12 protein-coding genes and 1 pseudogene are annotated in these 12352 nt (G+C 45.5%); 5 read left to right on the forward strand and 8 right to left on the reverse strand.

Annotated features, from left to right (window positions below):
- Positions 1 to 219 precede the first annotated feature (219 nt).
- Positions 220 to 1278 carry a LacI family DNA-binding transcriptional regulator gene (locus PDUR_RS25085; RefSeq protein ID WP_042208653.1) on the reverse strand — a complete coding sequence of 353 codons (1059 nt, stop codon included), beginning with the start codon at positions 1276 to 1278 and terminating at the stop codon, positions 220 to 222.
- Positions 1279 to 1482: 204 nt separating this feature from the next.
- Here PDUR_RS25085 and PDUR_RS25090 point away from each other — a divergent pair, with 204 nt between their 5' ends.
- Complete coding sequence (locus tag PDUR_RS25090; RefSeq protein WP_233277431.1) at positions 1483 to 1983, forward strand: GNAT family N-acetyltransferase; 501 nt, start codon at positions 1483 to 1485, stop codon at positions 1981 to 1983.
- A gap of 356 nt (positions 1984 to 2339) precedes the next feature.
- Here the strand turns inward: PDUR_RS25090 and PDUR_RS25095 are convergent, their stop codons facing one another.
- The 5 genes and pseudogenes from PDUR_RS25095 to PDUR_RS25115 form a co-directional block, all read right to left on the reverse strand.
- Positions 2340 to 2933 carry a gamma-glutamyl-gamma-aminobutyrate hydrolase family protein gene (locus tag PDUR_RS25095; RefSeq protein ID WP_233277432.1) on the reverse strand — a complete coding sequence of 198 codons (594 nt, stop codon included), beginning with the start codon at positions 2931 to 2933 and terminating at the stop codon, positions 2340 to 2342.
- A 69-nt stretch (positions 2934 to 3002) separates the two neighbouring features.
- Positions 3003 to 3898 (reverse strand): annotated as a pseudogene (gene tnpB / locus PDUR_RS25100) (IS200/IS605 family element RNA-guided endonuclease TnpB); the annotation flags it as partial.
- 542 nt (positions 3899 to 4440) lie between these two features.
- A complete protein-coding gene (locus PDUR_RS25105; RefSeq protein WP_042208655.1) occupies positions 4441 to 5625 on the reverse strand; it encodes an acyltransferase family protein in 1185 nt (394 codons plus the stop codon).
- 572 nt (positions 5626 to 6197) lie between these two features.
- The gene (locus PDUR_RS25110) at positions 6198 to 7046 is read right to left on the reverse strand and encodes a transglutaminase family protein (RefSeq protein WP_042208656.1); all 849 of its coding nucleotides are present in this window, start codon (positions 7044 to 7046) and stop codon (positions 6198 to 6200) included.
- A gap of 164 nt (positions 7047 to 7210) precedes the next feature.
- Complete coding sequence (locus PDUR_RS25115) at positions 7211 to 8746, reverse strand: glycoside hydrolase family 32 protein (RefSeq protein ID WP_081949968.1); 1536 nt, start codon at positions 8744 to 8746, stop codon at positions 7211 to 7213.
- A 429-nt stretch (positions 8747 to 9175) separates the two neighbouring features.
- Between PDUR_RS25115 and PDUR_RS25120 the strand changes: the two genes are divergently transcribed.
- From PDUR_RS25120 to PDUR_RS30370, 4 genes are all read left to right on the forward strand, one after another.
- A complete protein-coding gene (locus PDUR_RS25120; protein ID WP_081949662.1) occupies positions 9176 to 9769 on the forward strand; it encodes a helix-turn-helix domain-containing protein in 594 nt (197 codons plus the stop codon).
- Positions 9766 to 10140 (forward strand): IS3 family transposase, encoded by a 375-nt coding sequence (locus tag PDUR_RS28365; RefSeq protein ID WP_081949664.1) that lies wholly within the window; start codon positions 9766 to 9768, stop codon positions 10138 to 10140. Before PDUR_RS25120 ends, PDUR_RS28365 begins: the two co-directional genes overlap by 4 nt.
- Positions 10140 to 10268 (forward strand): hypothetical protein, encoded by a 129-nt coding sequence (locus PDUR_RS30155; protein ID WP_269079197.1) that lies wholly within the window; start codon positions 10140 to 10142, stop codon positions 10266 to 10268. The genes PDUR_RS28365 and PDUR_RS30155 overlap by 1 nt, the downstream gene beginning before the upstream one ends.
- Before the next feature lie 253 nt (positions 10269 to 10521).
- Positions 10522 to 10731: an IS3 family transposase gene (locus tag PDUR_RS30370; protein WP_367888851.1), complete on the forward strand. Its 210-nt coding sequence runs from the start codon at positions 10522 to 10524 to the stop codon at positions 10729 to 10731.
- A gap of 65 nt (positions 10732 to 10796) precedes the next feature.
- Here the strand turns inward: PDUR_RS30370 and PDUR_RS25130 are convergent, their stop codons facing one another.
- On the reverse strand, positions 10797 to 10985 hold the full coding sequence (locus PDUR_RS25130) for a DUF4177 domain-containing protein (RefSeq protein ID WP_036593000.1): 189 nt from the start codon (positions 10983 to 10985) through the stop codon (positions 10797 to 10799).
- A 16-nt stretch (positions 10986 to 11001) separates the two neighbouring features.
- Complete coding sequence (locus tag PDUR_RS25135) at positions 11002 to 12339, reverse strand: S8 family peptidase (protein ID WP_051499770.1); 1338 nt, start codon at positions 12337 to 12339, stop codon at positions 11002 to 11004.
- Positions 12340 to 12352 lie beyond the last annotated feature (13 nt).

Here is a 12352-nt window from a genome sequence, read left to right on the forward strand (position 1 = left end):
AGTCAAAAAATAGCCATTCAAATCCCTAGAATTCAATTTATGGTATCGATAAACGGTATCGGTTCCATTGAACTTCTAAAGATGAGCCGCTTTGTTTAAAAGCGACCCTACGTGACACTTTTCACAACCTACGCTAATCGATTAGGAATGGAATCGGTTATCGGTATCGGTTCCACTGGCATTAAGATACATGAGGGGAGGCTCCCCAGTCAATACAGTTCACAGGATCTTAGCATTTCGTGAAGGAGTTGAGCCTCTTGTGATCAAATTCGCAGACAATGCAAAATGCTGCTGCGGGCCGTTATCTCCGGCAATCCGCTCCAGAATCCGCTCCATCGCCTTATAGCCGATCTCATAGGTCGGCTGCGCAATGGTTGTAAGTCCAGAACCGACCACGGGCGCCCACTCCGAATCGTCAACTCCGGCAAAGCCGACATCTTCCGGGATGCGGAGCCCCCGCTTCTGCAGAGCGTTGATCAATTTCAGCTGGGTCACTACGTTGACCGCAAAAATCATGCGGTATTGACCCTGCGTCTCGGCGATAAACCGGTCCAGCTGTTCGTCGAACTGCCCCTGGATCCGGGGCTCATATTCGTAAATATCGTCGACGCTGGGATGTCCGGCCGCAGCCAGAATCTGGACAAAGGTTCTAGCCCGCTCAATCCGGGAGCTGACATGCTGAATCGGCTGCGAGAAGAAGCCGATCCGCTCGAACCCCTGGTCAAGAAAATACCCCGTCGCTTCGGTCATGGCCTTGTCATTATCGGTCCCGACCGTATCGACTTTAAGTCCCGGGATTCTGCGATCGATCAATACGATCGGAATTTGGTCCTCCGAGAGTTCCCGCAGATTCTCCAGGTTCTGGCAGGTCGGGTGGATGATCAGCCCGTCAACGCGCTGGGCATGCAACATCGAGATATAATTTTTTTCCTTCTCGGGATCGTTATCCGTATTGCACACAATCATGCTGTACCCCTGCTTGGTGCACACGTCCTCAGCCCCCTTAAGAACGGAGGTTGAGAAGGGGTTGGAGATGTCGGCGAAAATCATGCCGATGGAATAGCTGCGGTCTTGCCGCAGGCCCCTTGCCAGACGGCTTGGGCGGTAGCGAAGCTCCTTTACACTCTGCTTAATTCTTTGCAGGGTGGCTTCGGAGATGGATTTATAGTCACCGCTCAAATAGCGGGATATCGTCGTTTTGGAAACCCCCGCCGCTTTGGCCACATCGGCAATCGTCGCTTTTTGCGGAGGCCTGGAAGGTTGATTTATGGAATCCATGTATTTTCCTCATTCTATAAGAAGTTTTGTGATTCTTAATTATATCACGTCGGGCTGCTCCCGACCAAAGCCTTGACCGGCCTGTGCAAGCCTGATGAATATTTACAGAAAACAGTGTACTCCCGTATTCTAACAGATGTCAGGGGGACAAAACTTCTTCTTTAATATATAATTATGAAAATTTATGGAAGGAGAGGGCGGAATTTGATCGAATCAGGAAAAATATGTCTGCGGAGGACGAAAGAGGACGACTTGGCATTCGTGATTGAGGCCGAGCGGGATCGGCACAACAGCCTTTATGTAGGCCAATGGAACGAGCAAGAACACCGGGACGCACTGCGGGACCCCGATATTTTGCACATCATTATCGAAGATGCGGCGGGGGAGCAAGCGGGATACGTGATCGTAACGGGTCTTACCGATCCCAATCTGTCGATATGCATCAAACGTATAGTTGTGGTGAAAAAAGGAAGCGGCTACGGCAAAGAGACGCTCCGGCTGCTCAAGGAATGGCTGTTCCGCAGCACATCCGCACACCGCCTGTGGCTGGACGTCAAGACGCATAACGCCAAAGCGCACCATATTTACGAGGGGGCGGGCTTCACTCCGGAAGGTACCTTGCGGGAATGCGTGAAGGCCGGCGACAGGTTCGATTCGCTTCACATCCTGTCGATTCTGCGGACGGAATACGAGGCGGGACGTTAACGCGAGCAGGAGCCCGCGCCTAAGCCGATCCTCCGTACGCTGCCGCGCAGCATAGCGGGTGACCGAAGCCAAGGCCCCGCTCGGCATGACTTTATCCGAAAGAGTATGTTGTCAGCAGAAATAAGTATTAGACTGTCCCTTGAAAATGAAACAGCGACTGTCAAGGACGAGAAAAAGTCCTAGACTTTCGCGGTTTCATTGAACTATCGTTCTCCGTTAGCGGAAACAAGTTTAGCTAGCAAAAAAGTATTTTATAGCTTGAACTCCTTACTTCTCACATGATTTTACAAATTCCTCAAATAATCTAAAGTTATAATCATCCAATTTGTAGTTGAATTCCGGATGCCACTGAACAGCTAAGATAAATTTTTTTGCGGCATAATAACAGCTTCTATTAGTCCATCTTCAGCTTTCGCAACGGAAATTAGTTGATCTGACAGCTCCTTAATCCCTTGATGATGGTAGCTATTGACTTTAAAGTTTTCCGTTTCAATAATTCGGTAAAGCGGATTACCTTTTTCTATGTAAACATTGTGAACTGGTACAGAATATGGGGGTGCTTGTTTATGTTCAATTTTATTTCCAGACTTGAATTGGGTCGGAAGATCTTGATATAGAGTTCCGCCCAGCAAAGCGTTAAACAACTGTATCCCACGGCAGATCCCAAATGCTGGTTTATCCAAATCTACAACTTGTTTAAATAAAGCTGTCTCCATATCATCCCGCTCATTACACAATTCCCCGCAAACATCTTCTACGTTCTCACCGTAAATTTCGGGATTAACGTCATGTCCACCTGTAAAGAGAAACCCATCAAACATATTTGCTATTTTTGTAATGATCTCTATATCCGAGGTTAACGGCAATATGAACGGAATTCCACCAGCAGCTTCAATCCCTTTCATATATCCTGGCAGCATCCAATAGCTTTCTTTGTCCCTATCATACAAAGGCAATACTCCTACTACCGAAGAGAAGTTTACCAAGCGAACCCTGCCGTTCCGGCAGTTATGTAAGATCTACACTTGTAGCAGTCTTTGGCCTTCGGCCATGATGTTAAGGCTGGCATTTAAGTCCCGGTCATGGCGAGTTCCACACCCCGGGCATGTCATTCACGCACGTTCAAATTCTTGACCTCTGGGTTCCGGTACCCACAGCAAGAACATAATTGGGAAGAGGCAAAGGTACGGCCTACGGAGACCAGCACCCTCCCATACCATGCACATTTATATTCCAGCATCTTGTGAAACAGGGACCAGGAGGCTTCGCTAATCGCTTTGGACAACTTCCTATTTTTTAGCATACTCCGGACGGGTAGGTCTTCGATTGCAATCATGTCGTGGTTTTTGACAATATGCGTGGAGATTTTATCCAGGTAATCTTTCCTTGCATTGCTGATGTCTTCATGTATCCGAGCTACTTTGATCCGCTGTTTGTTCCAGTTCGAGCCGCCCTTCATCCGGCGTGAGAGCTTGCGCTGGGCTTTGACTAGTTTATTCTCCAAGGTGCGAAAGAATTTGGGATTGTCAAATACTTCACCATTTGACAAAACCGCAAAATCCTTGAGTCCGACATCGATGCCGACCTCGGAATGGGCCCTGGGCAGCGCATCCACTTCCGTTTCCGCAAGCACGGATACAAAGTATTTTCCCGAAGGATTGCGACGAATGGTCGCATGGATGATGCGCCCCATCACTTCACGGCTTTTGGCAAACTTCACCCACCCCAGTTTAGGGAGCTTGATGCGACTGTCTACAATACTCACTTCCGGACATTGGCTTTTCCCTTGGATTTGTGTAGTGTAGGATTGTACCGGATTCTTCTTGCTTTTAAAACAGGGAGCATTGTTTAATTTTCTGAAAAATTGTTCATACGCATCTGCGAGGTGTTTGAGAGCCGATTGCAAAGCCGTGCTGATTTGCATGCTTGAATCAGGGGAAATTGATTTTGAAGAAGAGTTTCAAATTGTTGTTCCTAGAGGACATCCATTAACGGTGAAAGAATCGGTTACGATTCGTGATTGTCTAAAGTACCCGCAAGTTTTGCCGCCAAAAGAAAGCCGTCTGTATCATATTTATTAGGTTTAAGGAAAAGGAGTTGATCAGATTGTCATAAAGGTATAACTTCAAATTATACCCTTATTTGATCTGTTTATTGAATTATCCTGCCCGTTAGCCATACATGCAGCGCCAGAGAGCGCGCTGCACCACAGAGTATGAAAATTAATCCGTTCTTTCATGGTAGTTTAATACCCTCGCCAGTCTATTACTTTATTTTCTCAGTTTATCAAGAGCTAAATATAAGAAAATCAGATAAAATAAAGAGTTCTACATATTGTACATGACTAATATGTGGAACCCTTTATGTTTAACTATCGTTCTCCGTTAGCTGAACAAGGGGATTTTTTAATTATAATCAGTTTCCATACAAAAGTAGGAAATCTGCGCTTTTTTGGGGTTATGCGGTCATCTTTTTTTCAACTTTTCGAGCTAGTTTTAAAGCACCTTGATCAATATATTTCATATAGTAATGCGACAAAATAAATAAGGGCACCATGGAAACCAGAAACGTAATTGCATAGGCAAGATTATATCTAAAATGATGAATCACTTTACTAAACAGGAACGCGGAGAACGTATTTAGGAAAGTGAAATGAATGAGGTAAAGAGAAAATGAAATTTGTCCTAAATAAGCAAACGGTTTCCATCCAAACACATGCTGCAGCACTTTTAAACGAAGCAGAGCAAACAAAATCATAACAGAACCTAGGGTTCGTGCAAGAAGTCGTGGTTCGATGTCAAATTGAATCCATTCATTGATATTTTTTGTCCACACTTCTATGGGTTCGTACATAGTCCCCATTAATGGAGTATAAGGCGCCGAACCTAAGTAAATCCCCATTAAAAGCACAAGTACTGCCGTTATTTTACTTTGGACCCATTTGTGCTTGAGTAAATCGGCGAGCAGCATTCCCCACAAAAAAGCGACAAAATAGGTTTGAATAAAAGAAATAGATAAGACCACATACACAATCCATCTTTTTTTCACTCGTCCAAATAAAGCAAGAAGACCGAAAATTAAAAAAGAACCTAATAGCTCATAGCTCATTGTCCAAAGGACTGGATTGTAAGGATGTGCTTTAAAACGGAAAAACGGATCAAAAATAGCAGCCTTGATAACGGTATATACATTAGTATCTAAAGCGTAGTAGTTCTTTTTCATATCCGTCCAAGTTGTTCCCCATATTTCTTGGAGATGAAAGGCATTCGTAATAATTGCTAGATACACAAGCAATACGGATACCGCTGCCGGCACGGCAAGCCGAATGTACCTTCGTAGGGCGCTGGAATGCAACAATTTTTGAAAGGTCTCACTATCGAGCTCTTTTTCAAACATTTTGACACTGAGCACATAACCACTTAGCACAAAAAACAAACAAACGGCAAATTGTCCATTATAAAATAAATTAATTGGAGAATGTCCGTACCAGATATCCCATTCAAAATGAGCTTGTTGCGGTCTTCCATTTAACGCAGCTGGATAAAATACTTGTATGTAGTGCGAAATAACCACGGCAAATGCCGCGAGTCCCCTAATGCCATCCAAATAGAATAACTTTTTTTCGGATGTCTCTTTATTCATTTTTTCCTCTTCTTTCATAAATAAAACTATTTTAACATGCAACGCTGCGCGATTAAACGCACATCGAGAACCATTTTTTTCCTTTTAATTAATATTCTTATTCGTCGTTTTCCCTCATTTACATGGTGTAGGAATCCCTTATATGGACTATGTCCTCCTCTATATACCTGTCTTATCAGTTTATCTACCATATCGTGTTGGATCTCTTGATTACGGTAAAAGTAATCATATAAGTTTGTTACCAGCGTAATTATGAGATTCACTGATTTTTCTGTTCTTTCGCTTCAACCTCTTGTAATGGAGTAACTTTTCCACTTTCAAATGGATTACGCAACCAACCTACAAAGTCCGCCAGATCCTTAACTCCTATTTCTTTAAAAGCTATAGTTTGTCTATCTATTAAAACAAAAAATAGAGGATATTAGCTCATATAATGAACTAACTATCCTCTATTTACGATACTCTAATTAACCCGGCTTAACACTTTATTTTCTCAGTCTACAACTTTAGACATATACCGCGCTGAAATCCGCACTCTGCCCTTCCGGCTGCTCCGGCCTTTAGTCCCCGGGTTACTCCAGCAGCGTCACGGACACGCCGACTTCAAGCGTGCTGCTGCCCCCGCGGTACACGCCCTGCAGCGGGCTGACATCGGCATAATCGCGCCCTGTTCCAACACGAATGTGATTGTCCAGCGCCTCCACATTGTTGGTCGGGTCAAGGCCGACCCAGCCGATGCCAGGTACCATCACCTCGACCCAGGCATGAGTAGCCGCATCGCCCTTAAGGGCGGAATCTTCGCCGACGTACAAATACCCGCTTACATACCGGGCCGGGATGCGGCACGCGCGCAGGATGCCGATCATGACATGGGCCAGATCCTGACACACCCCTTTTTTCAGCTCAAAAGCCTGCCGGGCCAGCGTATCCACGCTTGTCACCTCTCCGCAATAGGTGAACGTTTCGTATACATACCTCATGACCCGTAAAGCGTACTGAACGGGATTGTCCATCTCGCCCAGCCCGCGCTTCACTTCTGACAACTGCTCCGGGTGCAGAAGAGTATAGTCGGTCTCGTTCAGATAGGACAGATAATGCTGCCGGAATTGCTGAGAATGAAAAATATCCTGCATCCGTTTCAAATACCGGATTTCATGAATAAAGGAACCTCGCTGAATGCTCACGACCGACGTGGTCTTCACTTCCAGCAGATTATGCTTCTCGGGTATAAAAAAAGTCTCCACCTGATTGCCCCACAAATCGGTGTATTCTTTGGTCAGGGAAGCCGGCGTAATCTCCGCCCGGTACATTAGCAACCGCTGTACTTCGTCCGTCAAAGGTTTAAGCCGGATCGTATTCAGGCTTTGATCGACCTGCGTTTCATACTTGAACGTATTCGTATGCATAATTTCATAGTTCATCGAACCTGCGTCTCCTTTTGGGCATTCTGTTGTACATTACCCATAGACGCGCGGCTTGCAAACGCCCATAGAAGACTGTACGCCACTATTTTCCCCTAACTTTGAGGAAATAGCCATGGACGGATACGGCAGCCGAAGTCCGCGTGCTGTGCGGGTCTTTTTGTTTAAAGTATCGTAAATTTATTAGAAGTCCTTAGTTTTAGGTACTCTAAATGTACATGTCCATCTGCCCATAGTCTCAATCCATCTGAAGACAAATCATTTAATACTAAATTACTCAGCACGTATTCCCCGTCATTGATAAATACTTCGACGGCACCCCTGTCTACTAATATATCCAACTTAATTTTCCCGTCTTTCGGCTTTACGATCACTCTTTGTGGTCTCTTGAACTCCTCAACATCAATCTTTATCCTTGAATTTTCCCTATTAAACACAAATTCATTTATTGATTTATCATATGTCAAATCTGCATGCTGCCCATCCCCATCTCTAACAGAAAACCCAAACTTTCCTTCCGTTAAATCTCCGACATCTATTTGGGCCTCAATTGAATAAGAAAGTCCATGAAAATCTTTAAAAATATTCTCTTGACCCGTGTATATATCTTCCTCTTTTATATCCAATATTGTGGGAAAACTATCCAGAAGATTCCATACTGGTTTTTGCACCAGCTTTAATCCTTCTGTTGTTGTTTTTAGCCGCATTTCTCTTACGATACTCGTATTTCCATTAAACGTATCCCACGGGAGCTTGCGAGCGTAATTCCAATTATTCATCCACGAAATAAAGTACCTGTAGTTCCCATTTGTATACGGAGCATCCCAAGTAACCCCTGTATAGGAGTCTGCGCCCCGTTCCAGCCATTTGACAGGAGTTTCAGCGTGAAACTCCCTTCCATCAAAGTCCCCTACAAAGTAACTGGAACCTGTGGTAACACCATAATTAAACCCATTTCCCCCTACCATCAAGACCCATTTTTTAGTGTCGCTATTATCATCTACGTTCAATTGAAAAAGATCAGGACATTCAACAATTCCAATATCCTGTCTGACAAAAGAAGAAGCATACTCCCAGTCTTTTAAGTTAGAAGATGTATAAATCCCTACTTTATCTCTTTCTGCTAATAGCATGACCCACTTTTTTGTTGGTTCATGCCAAATGATTTTGGGATCTCTAAAATCGGCACTTCCTGTTGGGTTATGCTGGACGATATTATAATGTTTAAAGGAATTTCCGCCATCTGTACTATACCAAAGGTGAGTAGATTGTCCTTCAAATGGCATCGTTACTAACGCAATTACAGCATTGTTACCAAACCCTGCTGTGTTATTTTCATCGATAACCGTACTGCCCGTCCAAGGGTCTCCATACGGAGTTTTATATTTTTCTATAGCGACTGGTTTTCTCTCCCAGTGAACTAAATCCGTAGACACCGCATGAGCCCACTCCGTACCATTTCCACCCCATGAAAAGTCGTCGTTATAAAGATAGTACAGATGGTGTTGACCGTTGATGTATAAAGGTCTTTGGACGTCGTTCATCCACTCTGCTTGAGGAGTAATGTGATACTCCGGACGATTTAATTCACTATCCGCAAAGGCTTCTTTCGATCCAACAAATCCAAAAGTAAATAATAATCCAACAAGGACTGCGTATAGTACACCTTTTACTTTTTTACTTATAAATTTTACGCTCATTCTCATTCAATCCCCTTCCTCTTACTGTTTTTCATTCCAACTCTTCCCTCATATATTTGATATATCGGAATACGCCAGCTCAAATACAATATCTGGATCGACAAATTTCACCAAATTCTTGTATATTTCTTCTAATGGAGATATCCATGGGTGCGCGGGATTAGTCGAAAACTGGGTTTTTGTGCGGAAAATCCGGAGTAAAACGTGTAGTGGATATGAAGTGAAGCTATGGATATACCGGAGCGAAAGGAAACCGAGGGATCGGGGTGAGCCAGGGGGCCAGAGCGGCTTTCGCTCGCCCATAATTTGCTGAGGAAACATGCGGTAGGCCAAAATGAAACCGGCCGGCCAAGGATGAATTTGATATGCTCCCCATACAGTAGACAGGTGAAATAATAAAAACTTGTTACTGTGAGGGGAGCATTTTTCATGCAAAAACCACCATATCAAGTTGCGCAGAAACTCATGATCCTACAAGCAATGGAAAGTGGGCAGATAAGTATCAGGGCAGCCGCGAAGATCTATGGCATCGGGAGAACAACCTTGGCAGAGTGGCAGCCGCGATATGAGGTGTATGGCTATGCCGGGCTGGAGACTCGGACCCGTAATCGAAGGTATTCCGCAGAGTTCAAGCTTCAAGCGGTACTGGATTATCTTTCGGGGAGTTTGTCCCAATCCCAAATTATCGATAAATACCAAATCGTCAGCCGAACCCAACTTCGCAATTGGGTGAAGACGTATAATGATCATAGCAGCATAAAAATCTATTCAGGTGGAACAAAGGCTATGACCAAGGGGCGGACGACAACGTGGCAGGAGCGGATAGACATCGTGCTCTATTGCCTTGCACAGCAACACGACTATCAGAAGACAGCGGACCATTTTCAGGTTTCGTACCAGCAGGTGTACCAATGGGTCAAGAAGTACGAGAGGGGTGGCGAGGATGCGCTCCGGGATGGCCGGGGGGGCGAAAAAAGGAACCCGAAGAGACCACCGAAACGGAACACCACAAGCTCGCAATGAAGAAGCTGGAATATGAGAATGAGCGGCTTCGGGCCGAGAATGCGTTCTTCAAAAAGTTGCAGGAACTCGAAAGCAGGCCGACGCTAAGCGCACATCGTCAGGAACGGATTTATCTGGCCATTCAGGCGGTTCATGAGCAAGAAGCCTTCCCGGTCCAGCTGTTATGTGATCTTGCAGGGATTTCACGATCCAGCTACTACAAATGGCGGGCGCATCGCCCCAGTGCCCGTGAACGGGAAAACCGGAAGCTTACCGATGCCCTGATTTCGCTGTACGAGCAGGTTGGGGGAATCTACGGATACCGCCGACTAACCCTGCATCTGCGCCGGCAGACGGAACAAGCGTTGAATCCCAAGCGAATCCGCCGCTGATGAAGATTCGAGGCATTCAGTCGGTGATCCGCAGAGCGCGAAAAGCCTATGCCCGATCCACCCCGCAGCAGGTGGCAGAGAATCTGCTGAACCGTAAGTTCCATGCGTCGGCTCCCAATAAAAAATAGGTAACCGATGTCACGGAACTCAAATATGGAAATGGCGAGAAGGCCTATTTAAGTGCCATCCTGGATCTTTATGACAACACGATTATCTCTTATGTACTGGGGGCGTTCCAACAACAACGCGCTTGTCTTTGAAACGGTACGAACCGCCTTGCGGACGGCACAGGGAAGTAAGCCTATGCTTCATAGCGATCGGGGTTTTCAGTACACCTCTTTGAAGTTTAAGAAGCGATTTGGTGCAAAACTGACGCAGAGCATGTCCCGAGTGGGTCGATGTATCGATAACGGTCCCATGAAGTCCTTTTGGGGAACCCTCAAGTGTGAGCGGTATTACTTGCATTCTTACTCGACCTTTGAGGAACTTCAGCACGATATGGAGGACTATATCCATTTTTACAATAACGAACGGTTGCAAGCCAAATTAAACGGCCTTATTCCCATGGAATTCAGGACCAAGGCCGCCTAAACGCTTTTATTTTTTATGCTGTCTACTTGACGGGGAGCAGTTCAGGCCAGTCTTTTCCTTCACTATTATTGTTCAAAACGTTCGAAGATTAGCTCCAACGTTGACACCTGGCCCCCCGCCAGCACTGGCATCGGGACAATGCTGTGCAACTTCCATCCCCTTGCTGAATGCTGCTCGATCACCTGCCGGTAATCTTCCTTCAACTTGCCACTCAGCGTTCCTACGGAAATGGATACAAATTCATATTTATACATGATTCATTCCTCCTTGTCAGTTCTTCAGTTTAAGAGCCTGGTCCACAATAACCTCACCGTAGCCAAATTTGTCATCCCTACCTGGATCGCCAAGATCGACAGCACTTTGCTTCAGAAGGCGGAAAATATTATCGGCTTGCGGATAATGATGATGCCTGTCGTAATAGTTCGAAATCAGCAGAGCTGCCGTTGCTGATACTTGCGGCGCAGCCAGACTCGTTCCGAAGGAAAGGGAGTAGCCTTGCGGAATATTCAGCATAATATCCAATGCAGTGTTCGGTAACGACTTGGGAAATGCCGTCAACATCAGATCCGTCACGTTCACATTTCCGGTCGTATCGAAGTCGTCGCCAAAATACCCGCCGTAAGCGACAAAATCAATATATGGGCCATAGTTGGAATAAGGAGCCAGCCGATTGCTCTTCATTACCGCACCGACACTGATGACATGCTCCAGCATACTGGGGGCATGAATTTCATTTGACGCAGCATTGGATTTATCACCGGTCCCACGGTTTCCAGCAGACGCCACAATAATGGCATTCATTTTATCTGCATAATCGACCGCCCGTTGGTAAGCTTCCCGCAGAATACGCCCTGCATCATCCAATCGGATATAACTGCCAGCACTGATATTGATCACCTGGTTCCCGTCATTGGCTGCCCGAACGATGGCGCTTAGAAGTGCGAAGCTGTTCCCGCCACCATTATTCATGATTTTGTAAGGGACAATGCTGATCTTCGGAGCCAGCAGACTCAAAACGCCTGCTACCTGAGTACCATGGCCATTCTCATCCTGAACACTATTGTTGCCGTCAACATAATTCCAGCTGTCCACTGTAAGAATTGTCTGTCCAAAATGCTCATTCGCTAAATCCACACCACTGTCCAGCAAAGCTATCTTGACCTTAGGATTGCCTTCCTGAATATCATATGTCGTATAATGATTAGTTTGTGCTTCCGCATACCATAAATACGCATTCAGTTCTTCCATTCCATGCAAATCCCAGTAGTTTCTGTTTTGAAGCATTTTGGCTTCTGCGGATTCTCCGGGGTCCTTATACCAGGAAAAATCCACCTCGCTTGCGGATTTCTTCAGCCACCTATCCAATTCCTCAGAAGTTCCTTGCAACTTTAGGAAGCCAATTTCCTGAATTTTATCTGCCGTAAGCTGACTTTTACTTAGAAGAGAATCGATCGTTTTCATTTGGTGCGGTCTGTCCAGCAGAACAAATATCGTCTCCGACTGACTGTTTCCCACATCCACAGCGCTGACCGTTCTGAAAGGCGTGGCTGCAAGGAGCGCGCACACCATGAGCAGCAACAGGGACGCCAGCGGTTTTTTCTTTTTCAAATTACACTTCCCC

The organism is Paenibacillus durus (assembly GCF_000756615.1).
Taxonomy (GTDB): domain Bacteria; phylum Bacillota; class Bacilli; order Paenibacillales; family Paenibacillaceae; genus Paenibacillus_AQ; species Paenibacillus_AQ durus.